Genomic DNA, 16754 nt, shown 5'->3' with positions numbered 1-16754 from the left:
CAACGCCTCGAGGGCGTCCGCCGAGAGGGTCATGGCCGGCTGGCCCTTATGATTGCGGGCGATGCGCTGCAGCATCCGTTCCGCCAGCGCGGGGATGTCGCGGGGGCGCTCGCGCAGCGCGGGCATGCGTAGCTCGATGACGTTAATGCGATAGAAGAGATCCTGCCTGAAGTGTCCTTTGTCGACCTCCAGGTTGAGCTCGCGATGACTGGCGCTGATGATCCGCGCATCCACGGCGACCTCCTGCTGGGCGCCGACCGGGCGCACGCTCTTCTCCTGAACGGCCCGCAAGAGCTTCACCTGCGCAGGCAGCGGCAGATCGGCGACCTCGTCGAGAAATAGGGTCCCGCCCGAGGCGGCCTGGAAGAGACCCTCCTTGTCGCTTACCGCGCCGGTGAAGCTGCCTTTCTTGTGGCCGAACAGCTCGCTTTCGACCAGGTCCTGAGGAATCGCCCCGCAGTTCAGCGCGACGAAGGGTCCGGCGGCCCGCGGGCCTTGACCGTGGATGAGTCGGGCAGCCAGCTCTTTGCCTGTCCCGCTCTCGCCTGTGATGAAGACCGGCGCCTGGTTGCGCGCGAGCTTGCCGATCATCTGGCGGATCTGCTCCATCGCGCGCGAGTCCCCGATCAGGCTTGCACCGGCGGCGCTGCGGCTGTCTTCCCCGGCGGCCGCTGTCTCGCGCAGCCGCAATGCGGAGCCGACGAGCTGGCGCAGGAGTGCCAGATCCACCGGTTTGGGGACGAAGTCGAAGGCCCCGGCCTTCATGGCGGCGACGGCCGATTCCATGTTGCCGTGGGCGGTGATCATGGCGACCGGCAAGTCGGGATAGTGCTCGGCGATGTGACGGATCAGGTCGATGCCGTTGCCGTCCGGAAGGCTCATGTCGGTGAGGCAGAGGTCGAAGCGATTCCGTTCGAGCTGATGTTTGGCTTCGATGACCCTCATGGCGGTCAGTGCCCGAATATCCATGCGGCCGAGGGTGATCTTCAGCAGGTCGAGGATATCGGACTCGTCGTCGACGACCAGCGCTTGAGCCTTCGTCATTGGGCCAGCTCCCTCGGTGGAGTCCAGGTGGTTGGTTCGGGGCTCTCTACCACGATGCGTTCCATGCGCGTTTACGACATGGTTATCCCGTCTGTTCTTGTCTTTGTGTTTGCTCCGCAAGCATAGCGTGTGGATTGATCGGACAGAAGCCGGGTAGCCCCTCGAGGCCGTCCGCGGTGCCCGTCACCGGGCGAAATGGAGCCTGAATCGACTGCCGTGCGGCTCGGCGGGCTCGTAGGTGAGATGGATACCGTTGGTCTGCGCCAATTCCCGGGCGATATAGAGACCGAGCCCCGTACCGCCGGTCTTCGTGGTGAAGAATGGATTGAAGATGTCGCGCGCCGTCTTGACGTCGATTCCGGGTCCCTCGTCGGCGATCTCGATCAGGGGCGGACCGGCTCCCTCGGCGGTCGAGACGAGACGGATCTTGATCCGCGGCGGCTCGTTGTTGTGTCCGCCGTGAATCAGCGCGTTCTCGCACAGGTTGGAAACGATCTGATGCAGATGGCGTGGATCCACCTCGACCGGATCGGGCGAACAGGTGATCTCGAGCGTGAGACGTTCCGGCGCGAGTCGGTGGGTCTCGCGAAACTCCTCGGCAAACTCCTCGAGCCAGCGTGCCGTATCGAGCGACACCGGATCCATTCGATCGCGGCGCGAGAGCTGGAGCACGCTACGCACCGTTTCGTCGATGCGTGCACTGTTGCGTCGGATGATGTCGAGCAGATGGCGGTCGTCTTCCGGCAGGTCCTTGCCTTCGGCGAAGAGTTGGCTCGCGTGGGTGATGGCGCTCAACGGGTTGCGGATGTTGTGGGCGATGCTGGCGGTAAGGGTGCCGAGAGCGGCGAGCTTGATCTGTTGGGCCTCGCGTGTGAGCTCCTGGTTGTCGCGCAGATAGATCAAGGCGCCGGAGGCCCGATAATCGCCGAGCAGCTTGAGGGTCGCACGCAGCTCGCGGCCGCCGACGTGCATGAGGGTGCCCTCGGGCGCCGGGTTCTGAACCTGGGTCTCGAGCCACTCGACGACCTCCGGGGAGAAGTCCACCAGCGAGCTGCCGGGCTTGATCGCATCGACGTCGAGAAGCTCCAGGGCGGCGTTGTTCTGCACACGCAGATGACGCTCGCCGTCGACCGCGAGGATGCCGGTCTCGAGGTTGGCGATGATGAAGGCGTTGAGCTTGGTCAGATTGGCGATATCCACCGTGCGTCGCGCCGCCATGGCCTCGGCCTCGCGCACCCTGCGATAGAGCACATGCGCCAGGAGTGCCACGGCGAAGAAGATGCCGCCGAGCAGGCCGGCTTGGGTATAGCTCGAGGTCGCCACGCCCCCGTAAAGGTCCGAATAGATCTGCTCGGTGAGCACGGCAAGGGCGGCGAAGGACGCGAACAGAAGCGCCATGCGCCCTTCCATCAGAAGGGCTCCGGCCGCCACGGCGACACCGATCAGGATTCCGATGACGCTTGCGGCGCCGCCCGCGGCATACATCAAGAACGTGAAGGCGATGATGTCGATATAGGTGGCGAGGTGGACCTGGCTCCCGCGGCTCGGTCGGCGCGCGTAGAGGGTCAGGCCGCTCAGCAGCACCAGGATCGCGTAGAGGATGAGGACGTTCCAAGCCAACGCGGCGTTGGCGGGCGTGATCAGCGGGTCCAGCGCCGAGGGCGAGAACAGCAAGATGAGCCCGATCAGCACCACGAGCCGGAACAGAAACAACCAGCGCAGCGCAAGCCAGGTCGGATGGGGGTGGCCGTTCTGCCCCGGTTGCTTGTTGCTCTCGGGGCGCCTTACCTGGCTCGGGCGGCCCGCCCTGCGGTCGGAATGATTCGTCATTGCCGGTCTCATGCTCGGACAGCCCTCGGGCGGCGGATTGCGTGCGGAGGATGAATGCGCCTTTGCCAATCTGCCGCGGATTAGACCAGAATGGCGGGGGCGCGGCCATGTGGTCGCGGCGCTTCGGGATTCGGCACACCGCGACGGCGAGCACACCATGAATCTACACGAATACCAGGCGAAACGGCTGTTCGATGAGTACCGGATCCGCATCCCGGACGGCGCGACGGCGAGCAGCATCGAGGAGGCCGCAGCCGCCTGCGCTGCGCTCGGCGGCGAGCGCTGGGTCGTGAAGGCGCAGGTCCATGCGGGCGGACGCGGCAAGGCAGGCGGCGTGGTGATGGCCGAGAGTCCGTCCGAGGTCGAGAGCGCCGCGCGGCGCTTGCTCGGTACGCGTCTGGTGACGGGCCAGAGTGCGCCGCACGGCTTGCCGGTCGATACGCTCCTGATCGAGCGGCCGATGGCGATCGCGCGTGAGCTGTATCTCGGGCTGCTCCTGGAGCGCGAGACCGAGCGTGTCCTCTTCGTCGCCTCGGAGGCCGGCGGGATGGACATCGAACGCGTCGCGGTCGAGACGCCGGAGCGTTTGCTGCGCGTGCGGGTGCACCCGGCGGTCGGTCTGCAACCCTATCAGGTGCGCCGATTGGGGTTCGGGCTGGGCCTGGACCCGGCTCAGATCAAGTCGCTCGGGCTGGTGATGGACGGGCTGTATCGACTCTTTGTCGAGAAGGACGCGAGTCTGGTGGAGGTCAACCCGCTGGTGGTCGACGATCGCGGTGAGCTGATTGCCTTGGACGCCAAGATCAATCTGGACGACAACGCGCTTTACCGACACCCGGATCTGGAGGCGCTGCGCGACCCGGGTCAAGAGGATCCGCGCGAGCTGGCCGCGAAGCGGCATGAGCTGAGCTACATTAGTCTCAGCGGCAATATCGGATGCATGGTCAACGGGGCCGGGCTCGCCATGGCGACCATGGACCTGGTGCAGCTGCACGGCGGCGCACCGGCAAACTTTCTCGATGTGGGGGGCGGCGCCACGGCAGCGCGCGTCGCCGAAGCCTTTAAGCTGATCCTCTCCGACACCAACGTTCGCGCGGTGCTGGTGAACATCTTCGGCGGCATCGTGCGGTGCGACCTGATCGCCGAGGGGATTATCGAGGCGGTGCGGGAGGTTCAGGTCTCGGTCCCGGTGGTGGTGCGCCTGGAGGGCACCAATGCTGCGCAGGGCTTGGAGATGCTCGCACGCAGCGGGTTGGCGGTCGAGACGATGGCGGGTCTCGGCGAGGCGGCCCGCCGCGTCGTGGACGCGGCCGCCGGTCGAGCTGCCGTTGCCGGAGGGGTTTGAGATGAGCGTTCTGGTCGACAGCAACACACGGGTCATCTGTCAGGGCTTCACGGGCAAGCAGGGGACCTTCCACAGCGAGCAGGCGATCGCCTACGGCACCAATCTCGTCGGCGGCGTGACGCCCGGCAAGGGCGGGCAGCAGCATCTCGATCGGCCGGTCTTCGACACCGTGCATCAAGCGGTCCGCGACACCGGCGCGGATGCGACCATGATCTACGTGCCGGCGGCCTATGCCGCCGATGCGATCCTGGAGGCGGCGGATGCGGGAATTCGGGTCATCGTCTGCATCACCGAGGGGATCCCGGTCCTGGACATGGTGCGGGTGAAGGCCGCGCTCGCGGGCAGCCCGGCGGTCCTGATCGGCCCCAACTGTCCCGGTATCATCACGCCGGGTGCCTGCAAGATCGGCATCATGCCGGGGAACATCCACGCACCCGGCCGGGTCGGCATCGTGTCGCGCTCCGGGACCCTGACCTACGAGGCGGTCTGGCAGACGACCCAAGCGGGTCTGGGACAGAGCACCTGCATCGGCATCGGCGGGGATCCGATTCAGGGTCTCGATTTCGTCGCCTGTCTGGATCTCTTCGAGCAAGATCCGCAGACCGAGGCGATCATCATGGTCGGCGAGATCGGCGGCAGCGGCGAGGAAGAGGCCGCGGAGGTCATCCGCGAGCGGATCTCCAAACCGTTGGTCGCCTACATCGCCGGGGTGACGGCGCCTGCCGGCAAACGCATGGGGCACGCCGGTGCGATCGTCACCGGCGGACGCGGGACGGCCGAAGGCAAGTACGCGGCCCTCGAGCGGGCAGGTGCGGTCACGGTGCGCTCGCCCGCGGAGATGGGGAGCAGGCTTGCGGAGCTTCTCGGCGGCTGACGAGGGGGCGATGGCCGCCTGCCGCCTGCCGCCAGCTATCAGCCGTCAGCTGTCAGCCGTCAGCCCATATACACATTTCGCCGAAGCTGACAGTTCTGATAGCTGATAGCCAGTGTCCTGCCGCTGGCGGCCACACCAAGCTTCTCATCACATCAAGAGGACCCCGCCGTGGGATGTCGTATCCGGATTGCGCAGTTGAATCTCGTCGTCGGGAACGTCGCGGGCAACGCCGATCGGGTGATCGCCGAGGCGACCTGCGCGCGCGCGGATGGGGTCGATCTGCTGGTCTTTCCCGAGCTGACCCTCACCGGCTATCCGCCGGAGGATCTCTTGCTGCGCCCCGAGCTGCTGCAGCGCGTCGAGTCGGCCTTGGAGCGGATCCGCGCCGAGTGTCGAGGGGTTACCCTGGTGTTGGGCTATCCGCTTCGGGCCGTCGGCGGTCTGTTCAATGTGGCCGGTGTGATCCGCGACGGCGAGTTGATCGGCGAGTACGCGAAGCAGCATTTGCCCAACTACAGCGTCTTCGACGAGAAGCGCTATTTCCATGCCGGCGCGACCCCTTTGGTGCTCGATCACCTGGGTTTGAAGATCGGTTTGAGCGTGTGCGAGGACATCTGGCAAGAAGATCCGACACGGCAGGCCGCCGAGGCCGGGGCGCGGGTCCTGGTCAACATCAATGCCTCGCCCTTCCATCTCGGCAAGCGTGCCGAGCGCGAGACACTGGTCGCGCGTCGGGCGAGCGAGCACGGCATCCCGATCGTCTATGCGAACCTGGTCGGGGGGCAGGACGAGCTGGTTTTCGACGGTGCTTCGTTCGTGGCCGACGGCGCGGGTCGGATCCTGCATCGCGCGGCGGTTTTCGAGGAAGATCTGCTGACGTTCGACCTCGACGACGCGGGGCGCCCGGTCGGCGCGTCGCCCGAGCCCGGAGCGCAGGCGTTCGGCGACGATGCGATGGACGAGGAGGCGAGCGTCTACGGCGCATTGGTGTTGGGTGTGCGCGATTATGTCCGCAAGAACGGTTTCAGCGGGGCGGTGCTCGGTCTCTCGGGCGGTGTCGACTCCGCGCTGACGCTTGCCATCGCGGTGGATGCGCTGGGTGCCGACGCGGTCGAGGGCGTCTTGATGCCGTCGCGCTATACCTCGCAGATGAGCAATTCTGATGCCTTCGAGGAGGCCGAGTCACTCGGCGTGAAGGCTCAGATGATCTCGATCGAGCCCGCCTTCCGGTCGTTCCTGTCGATGCTGGAGCCGGCCTTCGCGGGTCTGGCCGCGGACGTCACCGAGGAGAACATCCAGGCGCGCTGCCGCGGTATCGTCCTGATGGCGATCAGCAACAAGACCGGGCGCATCCTGCTGACCACCGGAAACAAGAGCGAGATGGCGGTGGGCTACGCCACCCTCTACGGCGACATGGCCGGCGGTTTCGCGCCCATCAAGGACGTGCCGAAGCTCTTGGTGTATCGACTCGCGCGCTATCGCAACCGTTGCTCGCCGGTGATTCCCGAGCGTGTGCTGACGCGTCCGCCCTCCGCGGAGCTGCGTCCCGATCAGACCGATCAGGACAGCCTTCCTCCCTACGAGGTTTTGGATCCGATCCTGCGGCTCTATATCGAAGAGGACGAAGGTGTCGATGCGATCGTCGCGCGCGGTTATCCCGCCGAGATCGTGCGTCGGGTCACCCGGTTGGTCGATCGCAACGAATACAAGCGCCGGCAGGCCCCGCCCGGCGTGCGCATCTCGACGCGGGCGTTCGGTCGCGATCGCCGCTATCCGATCACGAGCGGGTTCTAAATCGGGTCTCGGGCGGCCTGGATCGGTCTTGAGTCTTTCGCGCATCGACCTGGTATGGGGTGTCGTCGTCCCGCGGATGAACCCGTTCGCTGTTCAAGGCCATGCCCGGAACTTATACTCAACGGCTTCGGTAGCCGGATCCCACAATGGAGAGCGTCATGAAGAAGGTTGAAGCCATCATTAAGCCATTTAAGCTGGACGACGTCCGCGAGGCGCTCTCCGCCGCGGGCATCACCGGCATGACCGCGATCGAGGTCAAGGGTTTCGGGCGCCAGAAGGGCCACACCGAGCTGTATCGGGGCGCCGAGTACGTCGTGGATTTTCTGCCCAAGGTCAAGATCGAGCTGGTGCTCACCGATGATCTAGTGGAGACCTGCATCAGCGCCATCACGACCGCCGCTCGGACCGGCAAGATCGGCGACGGCAAGATCTTTGTCTCGGATGTGACGCACGTGGTGCGTATCCGCACCGGGGAAGAGAACGAGGCCGCAGTCTGATCCGGCGTCGTGTCGTCGAGGTTGCGATTTAGACGTCGCTGCCTCGTTCAAGCGCTTGTCGACTGACCCGGCGCCGCGTCATATCGCCGCGCCGGGTCAGCTCATGAATACTGCGGTCAATTCTCGTCGAGACTCAGATAGTCCCAGAGTTTACGTGCGAGGCTGACGTCTCCGGGTTCGGGCTCGTCGGAGGGGAATGTGCCTGCCTCCCTGTTCAAGTCGAGAACGCGTTTTGCGTCTGCCGCCAGCTCGCGTTTGCCGAGCGCCGTGTAGGCGTCGATCAACACCTCGAGCGCGCTTTCAACGGCGCTTGTGCGCTGAAAGCGTTCGATCACGTAGTTCGCGCGGTTCGCTGCGGCGAGGTAGGCGCCGCGGCGCATGTAGTAGCGCGCCACGTTGACCTCGTGCTTGGCGAGATTGTTGCGCAGATAGAGCATGCGCTGGCGCGCATCCTCGGCATAGCGGCTGTCGGGAAAACGCTCGACCAAGGTCGAGAAATCTACGAAGGCATCCAGGGCCGAGCCCGGATCGCGTTGCGACGCATCGGTCGGGATATAGCGATCCAGAAACCCCACGCTACGGTTGTAGTTGACCAGCCCTTTGAGATAGTAGGCATAGTCGACATAGGGGTTTTGGGGATAGAGCTTGATGAAACGGTCCGCCGCGGCGATCGCGGCCTCCGGCTCGTCGGCGCGGTAATGCGCGTAGGCGACGTCGAGCTGCGACTGCATCGCATAACGCCCGAACGGATAGCGCGCCTCGAGCTTCTCGTAATACTCGACCGCCTTGGCATAGTTGGAAGAGTCCAACTCGGAGGATGCCTCGGCGTAGAGTTTGGCTGCGCTCCAGTTCTCGGTAAGATCGATCTCTTTGCCGAAGACGCCGCACCCGGCGAGCGCGACGGCGAGCACGAGCGCCGGCAGTCGTGTTAACGTTCTTCGCATGAATCAGAGATACCTGTTGTTTTCTTTGCTCAGTATACCCGAAGGCATCGGTCCTCGCGCGCGAGGATACACCCGCGGCGAATCGGTGAATCGGTCATGACGCAAGCCGTGCCGGACATCCCGCCCGACATCCCGCCGCATTCCGCTTCGGGCCTCATGCGCATTCGACGCGAGATCCGTGTCGAGCCGCAGCACGCGGCCCGTCGGCTCGATCAGGTCTTGGCGGCTCTCATCCCCGAGCTCTCGCGCAGCCGGCTGCAGCTGTGGATCGAGTCCGGACAGGTTCGGGTGGACGGGGTGGCCCGACGCTCGCGCGACAAGGTCTGGGGCGGCGAGCTCATCGAGCTGGACGCGCCGATCGAGCCGGTCGGCGATTGTTTTGCCCAAGCGATTCCGCTGAATCCGGTCTTCGAGGATGATCAGATCCTCGTGCTCGACAAACCGGCCGGTCTGGTGGTGCATCCTGCGGCGGGACATCGCGACGGCACCTTGCAGAACGCCCTGCTGAACCATGATCCGGCGCTGGCGAACGTGCCGCGGGCCGGCATCGTGCATCGCTTGGACAAGGACACGACCGGGCTGCTCGTGGTGGCGAAGACGCTCGAGGCGCACCGTTCTTTGGTTGAGCAGCTGCAAGCGCGGCAGGTCCATCGCGAGTATCGTGCCCTGGTCATCGGCGAGGTGGTCGCCGGCGGGCGGATCGAGGCACCGGTCGGGCGGCATCCCACGCAGCGCACCCGCATGGCGGTGGTTGCCAATGGGCGGCCTGCGATCACCCGGTTTCGCGTGTTGGAACGATTCGCCGGTCACAGTCTGCTCGCGGTCGAGCTCGAGACCGGCCGGACGCACCAGATTCGCGTGCACATGGCCCACACGCAGCACCCGCTGGTCGGCGATCGCGCCTACGGCGGTCGTCCGCGACCGCCCAAGGGGGCATCCGCCGGTCTGGTCGATGCGCTCCAGGGCTTTCCGCGTCAGGCCCTGCACGCCTTGCGTCTCGGCTTGGCGCATCCGACACTCGGGACGGCGATGAGTTGGGAGAGTCCCTTGCCGGCGGATCTCGCGGGGTTGCTCGAGCAGTTTCGGGGCGAGACCTCCGCGTGAGCCCGATCGAGCCCGACCTGTCCGCACCCGGGATGATCGCACCGGAAATGATCGAGCCGGATTGGCCCGCACCGGCCCGCGTGCGGGCCTATTCAACCACCCGCGACGGCGGCGTCGGCACCGGTGTCTATGCGAGCCTCAACCTGGGGGATCATGTCGGGGACGCACCCGAGCGGGTTGCCCGGAATCGCGCCATCCTGCGCGAGCGCCTGAAACTGCCGAGCGAGCCGCTGTGGCTCCGGCAGGTGCATGGCTGCAGGCTCGCGGGCGCGGATTCGGCGATCCCGAGCGATGCGCGGATGCTCGGCGACTGCGAGGCCGACGGGGCGGTCACCGGCGAGGCCGGCGTGGTCTGTGTCGTCATGACGGCCGATTGTCTGCCGGTGCTCGTGTGCGACGATCGGGGGACCCGCGTGGCGGCGGTGCACGCCGGCTGGCGCGGTTTGGCATCCGGCATCCTGGAGCGGGCGATCGCGGCCATGGGGGCGTCGAGCGGGCGGATTCCGTCCGAGCGTCTCCTGGTTTGGCTCGGTCCGGCGATCGGTCCGGATGCCTTCGAGGTCGGCCCCGAGGTGCGCGAGCGGTTCCTCGCGGCGGATCCGGAGTCGATCGATGCGTTCCGTGCGTCGCGCGACGGGCGTTTCCTGGCCGACCTCGCCGCCCTGGCGCGCCGCCGTCTCGCCAGCCTCGGCGTGACAGAGGTCTATGGAGGCGGTTACTGTACCCATTCGGATCCACGACGTTTTTTTTCGTATCGGCGCGACGGCGTCACCGGGCGGATGGCGAGTCTGATCTGGCTCGACGGCGACGGCGATGCTGCAACGGGAGGGGCACATCATGCCTGACTGGAACATGTTGACCCTGGTCGGTGCCGACCGCCCGGGGATCGTCTCGCGGGTGACGCGAGCACTCTATACCTGCGGATGCAACCTCGGCGAGGCGTCCATGATTCGTCTCGGCGGCAACTTTACCATCATGCTGATGGTGAGCGGCGAGCGCCATTGCGACGAGCTGATGGCCGCCGTGCGCCCGGTCGCCGAGGAGCTCGGTCTGCGGATCCATCTGGACCCGGTGCCGGGCGGGCTGCACCGTCACCTCGTCCCGAATCTCCAGGTCCGGGTCTTCGGGGCCGACCGTGCCGGCATCGTCGCCGATGTGACCGAAATCCTTGCCGAGCACGGGTTCAACATCCTCGAGCTCGAGTCCGATGTCGCGGGCGATGCGCAACACCCGGTCTATATCATGAACATTCAGGGCTACTGCGAGCGCACCATCGAAGAGGTTCAAACGGCGCTGTCGGCGCTGAGCACCCAAGGCGTCTCCGTGGATGTCGCCCCCGTCGATATCCTGATCGGCTGAGTCATGGCGATCCTCGATATCCTCAAGCTTCCGGACCCGCGTCTGAAGCAGGTCTCCGAGCCGGTCGAGCGTTTCGACGAGGACTTGCGCAGTTTCGTGGCAGACCTGGAAGAAACCCGTCTGGCCGGTCCGGCCGCCGTCGGCATCGCGGCCCCGCAGGTCGGACGCTTCCAACGCATCGTGATCGTCGACGTTTCGGGTCGTCCGAAAACCCCCAATCACGGCCACCTGATCCTGGTGAATCCCGAGATCGTCCATTGGGAAGGTTACGCGATCGGCCGCGAGGGCTGTCTCTCGGTGCCGGACTACACCGGCAATGTCATCCGTGCAACCGGTATCCGCCTGAAGTCGCAAGACGTCGACGGGCGCGAGACCGAGTACGCGATGGAGGGATACGAGGCGCGCGCGGTCCAGCATGAGATGGATCATCTCGACGGTCTGCTGTTCGTCGATCGGGTCGTGAGTCGTCGCACCGATCTGTACCGGCGTAAGGTCTACCAGACCTGATTGCGGATGAGGGTAGTAGGCCCATGAAGAGCTGTCGCGGCGGCCCCATCTGTCTATTTATCGCGGGCATTGCTCCGCTCGGTGTTGGATGAAGGGCATTGCGGTTTGGGCCAGAAACCCCGTCCAACCAACGTTGTCTCTCTGCAAAGAGATTGATTACGAGAACCGCCTATGAGATCGCGCCTGTCCCGCCTTGTCTTCGCCGTCGCTGCCTTCCTGGCCGTGACGCTTGTCTTTGCAGCCCCTCGCCAGGTTCCGCTCTCGGAGCTGTTTCCGAGCCCTGCCCAGACCAAATCGGCGGTTGTCATCAACAAGGTTCTCGAGCGCTTTCACTATCGAAAGGTCGAGCTCGACCACGACTTTGCACAGGACGTCCTCGACAGTTACCTGAAGGCGCTGGATCCGAGCCGTTCCTTCTTTCTGGCCCGTGATGTCGAACGCTTCAAGGGCGGGGCCAAGCGCTTGGACGAAGGGTTGCGCCGCGGCGAGCTCGACCTCGCCTTCGACGTCTTTCGGGTGTACCGAATGCGCGTCGACGAGCGGGTCATCTATGCCGAGAGTCTTCTGAGGGGCCCGTTCGATTTCGATCGCGACGAGGCCTACAGGCTCGACTCGCCGGACGTGGCGTGGGCCAAGGACAGCGCCGAGCTGGACGACATCTGGCGCAAGCGCGTGAAGAACGATTTCCTGACCCTGCGCTTGGCCGACAAGACGGACGAGGAGATTCGCGAACGGCTGAGCGAACGATATCAAGGGTTGGTGCGTCGCACCCATCAGTTCGACGGCAACGACGTCTTCCAGACGTTCATGAACGCCTATACCCAGACGCTCGAGCCGCATACGAGCTATATGTCGCCCAGCACATCCGAGAACTTCGACATCAGCATGAAGCTGTCGCTGGAGGGGATCGGGGCCGTCCTGCGCGCGGACAACGAATACACGGTCATTCAGAGCACGGTCCCGGGCGGTCCGGCCCGCGAGTCGGGTCAGGTCCAGACGGGTGATCGGATCGTCGGGGTTGCTCAGGGGCTCGACGGCGCGATCGAGGATGTCGTGGGTTGGCGGCTCCAAGACGTCGTCGACAAGATCCGCGGACCCAAGGGCTCGGTCGTGAGGTTGCAGCTGCTGCCCAAATCCGCCGCGACCAACGGCGGTGTGCGCGAGGTCGCGATCGTACGCAACGAGATCAAGCTCGAGGATCAGGCCGCGAAAGGCTTGGTCCTGGACAGTTTGGAGAACGCGCCGGGCATGCGGATCGGCGTCATCGAGATCCCGGCCTTTTATCGGGACTTCCAAGCCGAGGGCTCGGGCGATCAGAATTTCCGCAGCACGACCCGGGACGTGCGCCAGTTGATCGACGACCTGGTTTTGAAGGGTGTCGACGGCATCGTGATCGATCTGCGCGGCAACGGCGGTGGCTCCTTGGCCGAGGCGACCTCGCTCACCGGTCTCTTTATCGATACAGGTCCGGTCGTACAGGTGAAGGATGCCTTCGGTAAGATCGAGGTCGAGACGGATCCCGAGCCCGGCCTTGCCTACCGTGGCCCGTTGGCCGTGCTGGTGGATCGCGACAGTGCCTCCGCCTCCGAAATCTTTGCCGGCGCCATCCAGGACTACGGTCGCGGACTGGTGATCGGCGAGCCGACCTTCGGGAAGGGGACCGTGCAGACCCTGATCGATCTCAACCGCTACGTCCCCGGGGAGCAGAACAATCTCGGCCGCCTGCGTCTGACGATGGCCGAGTTCTTCCGCATCAGCGGCGGGAGCACGCAGCTGCGCGGCGTCGAGCCGGATATTCGTTTTCCGACCGCCGATCTCGTGTCCGAGCACGGCGAGCGATCCCTCGACAATGCCTTGCCGTGGACTCGGATTCGTCCGGCCGAATACAAGAAGGTCGGCTCCGTCAGCATCGAGCTCCTCGCGCTGCAGTCCGCGGAGCGCGTGTCCAGAGATTCCGGCTTCACGATGCTGGTGGAGCGAAGCAAGCTGATGCGCGATGTCGAGGCCCAAACCCATGTCTCGCTTCAAGAGAGCGCGCGCCGCGAGGAAGACGAGCGTCGCGGGAGCGTCTTCAAGGAGCAGCAGAACAGTTACCTCCGTGCCCGCGGAATCGCTCCTGTGGACGAGGATTCCGAGGAGCAGGTCGACGAGGACCTGCTCGATGCGCAACGCGAGGCCATCGCGCGCATTCAGGTCGAAGAGGCTGCGCGTATCCTTGCCGATGCCGTCTTGCTCGATCGCACCGAGCGGCCGCGCGCAGTGATGCGTGACTGAATCGCGTCCGCCGATGACATGGGCCATCGTCACGTTGAATCGACGTCGCATGAATGTACTGGCGTTGGAGCGGACGCAATTCAGGATTGCGAATCTCGAATATGTTCGCCCGGATGGCGCGCGGGAGCCCTGCCGCATCCTGTCGCCGAGGTTTAGCCGGCTGTCGGCCGTCGCCCGGGTGGGGCGCAGCACACTGCCGATCTCAAGGGTTAGTCATTGAATCAGTCTCGAAAGGATCTTGAAACGCGGGTCGAGCGACTGCGTTCGGCCGGCGCGTCCGAGCGGCTCCGCGGCAATCGCATCGGTCTGGAAAAGGAGGGTCTGCGCGCGTCGGCCGCCGGCCATCTCGCCATGTCGCCGCATCCGCGAGCGCTCGGCTCCGCCTTGACGCATCCCTACATCACGACCGATTTCTCCGAGGCGCTGCTCGAGCTCATCACGCCCCCGACCTCGCGGGTCGACGATGTGCTGGGATTCCTCACCGACCTCCATGCCTATGTCTATCGCCATCTCGGCGACGAGCTGATTTGGGCGACCAGCATGCCCTGCGTGCTCGAGGGCGGTGCGAGCATCCCGCTAGCGCAATACGGCACCTCGAATGCCGGAACGATGAAGACGGTCTATCGGCGCGGATTGGGCAACCGCTACGGTCGAACCATGCAGGTGATCGCCGGTCTGCATTTCAATTTCTCGTTTGCGGACAATTTCTTGGATGCTTATCAGGCGATTCAGGGCGTGCCGGGCGATGTCGTGGCGTTTCGCTCCGATGCGCAGATGGGGATGATCCGCAACCTGCAGCGTGTCGGCTGGATCGTGCCCTATCTCTTCGGTGCATCCCCCGCGGTCTGTTCCAGCTTTGTTCAGGGCCGCGAGACCGATCTGCTGGTCTTCGATCCCCATACGCTCTTTTACCCCTATGCGACCTCGCTGCGCATGGGCGACATCGGGTATCAAAACCAACAGGAACAAGGCACCGGGATGAAGGCGAGCTACGACAGCCTCGATTCCTACCTGCGCAGTCTGACCTGGGCGATCGAGACCCCCTGTCCGCAGTACGAGAAGATCGGTGTGAAGGTCGGCGATCGTTACGAGCAGCTCAACGCCAACGTGCTCCAGATCGAGAACGAGTATTACAGCACGGTGCGTCCCAAGCAGATCACCGAGTGGATGGAGCGCCCGACGCTGGCCCTGCGGCGCCGCGGTGTCCGCTACGTCGAGCTGCGCTCGCCCGACATCAATATCTTCGAGCCGGTCGGGATTGCGGCCGAGCAGATTCACTTCTTCGAAACCCTGATGCTCTATTGCCTGATCCTGGACAGTCCTCGCATCGGCGCGAGCGAGCGGCGCGCGATCGACGAGAATCAGGTTCTGACCGCCCATCGCGGGCGCGAGCCCGGGCTCGCGCTAACCCGCCTTCGGGAGGCTGTTCCCTTGCGTGTCTGGGCGAGCGAAATCCTCGATGACATGATCAAGGTTGCCGAGCTCCTCGACGGGGTGTCGGACGGTCCTCACGTGCAGAGTGTCGAGCGACAACGCGAAAAGGTCGCGGACCCGGATGCGACCCCCTCGGCCCGCATCCTTGCGATGATGCGTGAGCGGCACGAGGGCTTTTTCGCCTTCGCTCGGCGTCTGACCGAGGCCCATCGGGAGACCCTCAGGCGTCACCGGATCGATCCCGAGCGCGAAGCACTGCTCGATCGGCTCGCCCGCGAGTCGAGCGCGCAGCAAGAGGCCATCGAGGCCGCGGATGATCGCAGTTTCGATGATTTTCTCGCCGATTATTTCAACCAGGGCCGAGCCACCGACATCGGCCGAGATCCGGCCGTGGATCGCGTCGAGTTTCAGGAGAGGGTTTGATGGTGCGGGGACGTTCGGGTCATCACCCGAACAAGGCCCTCGAAACGACGAAGACCCCGTTGCCGGGGTCTTCGGGTCATGTGCGAGGCGACTCTTTCGAACGGATCGCCTCGGCGTTCCGGACCTTTATTGCGCAGTCGCGGCAGGTGCCGGCGCAGCGGCCTGTTGCTCGGGGGCCTGGGTCTTGGGCGCGCAGTCATGGTTCGGCATCATCGCCGGGTGCATGTGCGGTGCAAAGCCGGCCATCTGGGTGCGCTCCATGGCACCCGGATATTGCGCGCGACGCTGCTCGCTCTCAGCCTTGAAGGCGGCGCGACGCTCCTGAATCCCCTGCTGAACCTTGGCGCGATGGGCATCCATCTCATCCATGCGCGTCTTCACGAATTCGGGCATCGCCGGACGCTCCGGGATCTGACCGAATTCAGGCATGGCGGGCATCTCCGGCATGGCCGGGATTTGACCGAACTCAGGCATGGCGGGCATCTCCGGCATTCCGGGGTACTGAGCGAATTCCGGTACCGGCGGCATCTCCGGGAAACCGGCGTCGATGCCGGAAGGCATCCGAGCGAAATCGGCTGCGCGCTTCTCCATCATCTGCCGATGCGCCTCCATCGCCTGCTCGATGGCCTTGTGATGCTGCTCGGCCATCGCCTCGTGCTGCGCGGAGATGGCCTGCATCTGATGCTCGGCCATCTCGGGGGGCATGACCGGCGCGACGGGAGCGTTGTACCACGCACCGGCGGAGGACGCGGTGGCGGCAAGGGCGATGATCGAGGCTGCTTGGACGAGCTTGAACATGGAACACACCTTTAAAGATTTGAGAATGATGAGTTTTTGTCTACTTGCGAGTCGTCCCCCGTTGATCGGGGAACCGCGTCCCCTCGGCACATCGGTCGAGCGGGACTCGCGGGTCTTCATTCAGAACGGACGTGCCGGCAGGTCGGTATCGCGCCGTCACGGCTTCAGGGTGCCCGCGCTATGACGCGGGTATCGGCAGCAAGCTGATAATTGTCGTTGCCCTTCGACCACCGTCCTGATTAGGTCATCAGTATATAATGAATCTCTAACATATCAACCCAAAATTGATCTTACGACCTGCCACGCCGGCCGTCGGGACTTAAATCATTGATTTTATTTTGTACTGAACCGCGTCGACTGCGAGGCCGGTTGATCGCCAGGATGCCTCATCCACACGAGAGGTTGCATATATCTCGGGACGCGGTTCAGTTAGAAGAGTCGATTCAAGCCGTTGAGCGCAGCGACCCGATAGGCCTCCGCCATCGTGGGATAGTTGAAGGTGGTTTCGGTGAAGTACCGAATGCTGT

Annotated in this window: 14 protein-coding genes and 1 pseudogene; 10 read left to right on the top strand and 5 right to left on the bottom strand. The window is 64.7% G+C overall.

Going from position 1 to position 16754, the window contains the following annotated elements; translation table 11 throughout:
- The coding region (locus tag VLR48_RS08780; protein ID WP_325291415.1) for a sigma-54 dependent transcriptional regulator at positions 1-1044 on the bottom strand (1044 nt) is incomplete at its 3' end.
- 183 nt (positions 1045-1227) lie between these two features.
- On the bottom strand, positions 1228-2874 hold the full coding sequence (locus tag VLR48_RS08775) for a sensor histidine kinase (RefSeq protein WP_325291414.1): 1647 nt from the start codon (positions 2872-2874) through the stop codon (positions 1228-1230).
- A 157-nt stretch (positions 2875-3031) separates the two neighbouring features.
- Here VLR48_RS08775 and sucC point away from each other — a divergent pair, with 157 nt between their 5' ends.
- The 4 genes from sucC to VLR48_RS08755 all read left to right on the top strand — a co-directional run bounded on the left by sucC (position 3032) and on the right by VLR48_RS08755 (position 7384).
- Positions 3032-4219 carry an ADP-forming succinate--CoA ligase subunit beta gene (gene sucC / locus VLR48_RS08770; protein ID WP_325291413.1) on the top strand — a complete coding sequence of 396 codons (1188 nt, stop codon included), beginning with the start codon at positions 3032-3034 and terminating at the stop codon, positions 4217-4219.
- Position 4220: 1 nt separating this feature from the next.
- The gene (sucD, locus tag VLR48_RS08765; RefSeq protein ID WP_325291412.1) at positions 4221-5093 is read left to right on the top strand and encodes a succinate--CoA ligase subunit alpha; all 873 of its coding nucleotides are present in this window, start codon (positions 4221-4223) and stop codon (positions 5091-5093) included.
- Between the two features lie 168 nt (positions 5094-5261).
- On the top strand, positions 5262-6887 hold the full coding sequence (locus tag VLR48_RS08760) for an NAD+ synthase (protein WP_325291411.1): 1626 nt from the start codon (positions 5262-5264) through the stop codon (positions 6885-6887).
- Between the two features lie 158 nt (positions 6888-7045).
- Positions 7046-7384, top strand: coding sequence for a P-II family nitrogen regulator (locus tag VLR48_RS08755; protein WP_093032757.1), 339 nt, complete (start codon positions 7046-7048; stop codon positions 7382-7384).
- Positions 7385-7500: 116 nt separating this feature from the next.
- Here VLR48_RS08755 and VLR48_RS08750 read toward each other — a convergent pair whose 3' ends face one another.
- Entirely contained in the window at positions 7501-8328 is an 828-nt protein-coding gene (locus VLR48_RS08750; RefSeq protein WP_325291410.1) for an outer membrane protein assembly factor BamD, read from the bottom strand.
- Between the two features lie 156 nt (positions 8329-8484).
- Between VLR48_RS08750 and rluD the strand changes: the two genes are divergently transcribed.
- The 6 genes from rluD (at position 8485) to gshA (ending at position 15429) form a co-directional block, all read left to right on the top strand.
- Positions 8485-9432 carry a 23S rRNA pseudouridine(1911/1915/1917) synthase RluD gene (gene rluD, locus VLR48_RS08745; protein WP_325291417.1) on the top strand — a complete coding sequence of 316 codons (948 nt, stop codon included), beginning with the start codon at positions 8485-8487 and terminating at the stop codon, positions 9430-9432.
- Between the two features lie 32 nt (positions 9433-9464).
- A complete protein-coding gene (gene pgeF, locus VLR48_RS08740) occupies positions 9465-10277 on the top strand; it encodes a peptidoglycan editing factor PgeF (protein ID WP_325291416.1) in 813 nt (270 codons plus the stop codon).
- Entirely contained in the window at positions 10270-10791 is a 522-nt protein-coding gene (locus tag VLR48_RS08735) for a glycine cleavage system protein R (protein WP_325291409.1), read from the top strand. Before pgeF ends, VLR48_RS08735 begins: the two co-directional genes overlap by 8 nt.
- A 3-nt stretch (positions 10792-10794) precedes the next feature.
- Positions 10795-11298, top strand: a complete 504-nt coding sequence (def, locus tag VLR48_RS08730) for a peptide deformylase (RefSeq protein WP_325291408.1) — start codon at positions 10795-10797, stop codon at positions 11296-11298.
- Between the two features lie 171 nt (positions 11299-11469).
- Positions 11470-13572 carry a carboxy terminal-processing peptidase gene (locus VLR48_RS08725; RefSeq protein ID WP_325291407.1) on the top strand — a complete coding sequence of 701 codons (2103 nt, stop codon included), beginning with the start codon at positions 11470-11472 and terminating at the stop codon, positions 13570-13572.
- A gap of 216 nt (positions 13573-13788) precedes the next feature.
- On the top strand, positions 13789-15429 hold the full coding sequence (gene gshA, locus VLR48_RS08720) for a glutamate--cysteine ligase (RefSeq protein ID WP_325291406.1): 1641 nt from the start codon (positions 13789-13791) through the stop codon (positions 15427-15429).
- A gap of 126 nt (positions 15430-15555) precedes the next feature.
- On the opposite strand, the gene VLR48_RS08715 is transcribed toward gshA, so the two are convergent.
- Positions 15556-16227, bottom strand: a complete 672-nt coding sequence (locus tag VLR48_RS08715) for a hypothetical protein (RefSeq protein WP_325291405.1) — start codon at positions 16225-16227, stop codon at positions 15556-15558.
- A 429-nt stretch (positions 16228-16656) separates the two neighbouring features.
- A pseudogene (locus tag VLR48_RS08710) lies at positions 16657-16754 on the bottom strand (Soluble pyridine nucleotide transhydrogenase); the annotation flags it as partial.

Origin of the sequence: Thiocapsa sp., assembly GCF_035467215.1 — a bacterium.
In the GTDB taxonomy this organism is placed as follows: domain Bacteria; phylum Pseudomonadota; class Gammaproteobacteria; order Chromatiales; family Chromatiaceae; genus Thiocapsa.
Note: the sequence above shows the minus strand (reverse complement) of the source record. Positions and strands in the feature narration are given on the sequence as shown.

Coding starts and splice junctions, on each gene's coding strand:
- sucC (WP_325291413.1), top strand. CDS start 3,032: ATGAATCTACACGAATACCAGGCGAAACGGCTGTTCGATGAGTACCGG.
- VLR48_RS08715 (WP_325291405.1), bottom strand. CDS start 16,227: ATGTTCAAGCTCGTCCAAGCAGCCTCGATCATCGCCCTTGCCGCCACC.
- VLR48_RS08725 (WP_325291407.1), top strand. CDS start 11,470: ATGAGATCGCGCCTGTCCCGCCTTGTCTTCGCCGTCGCTGCCTTCCTG.
- sucD (WP_325291412.1), top strand. CDS start 4,221: ATGAGCGTTCTGGTCGACAGCAACACACGGGTCATCTGTCAGGGCTTC.
- VLR48_RS08775 (WP_325291414.1), bottom strand. CDS start 2,874: ATGACGAATCATTCCGACCGCAGGGCGGGCCGCCCGAGCCAGGTAAGG.
- VLR48_RS08735 (WP_325291409.1), top strand. CDS start 10,270: ATGCCTGACTGGAACATGTTGACCCTGGTCGGTGCCGACCGCCCGGGG.
- pgeF (WP_325291416.1), top strand. CDS start 9,465: ATGATCGCACCGGAAATGATCGAGCCGGATTGGCCCGCACCGGCCCGC.
- VLR48_RS08750 (WP_325291410.1), bottom strand. CDS start 8,328: ATGCGAAGAACGTTAACACGACTGCCGGCGCTCGTGCTCGCCGTCGCG.
- def (WP_325291408.1), top strand. CDS start 10,795: ATGGCGATCCTCGATATCCTCAAGCTTCCGGACCCGCGTCTGAAGCAG.
- VLR48_RS08755 (WP_093032757.1), top strand. CDS start 7,046: ATGAAGAAGGTTGAAGCCATCATTAAGCCATTTAAGCTGGACGACGTC.
- rluD (WP_325291417.1), top strand. CDS start 8,485: ATGCGCATTCGACGCGAGATCCGTGTCGAGCCGCAGCACGCGGCCCGT.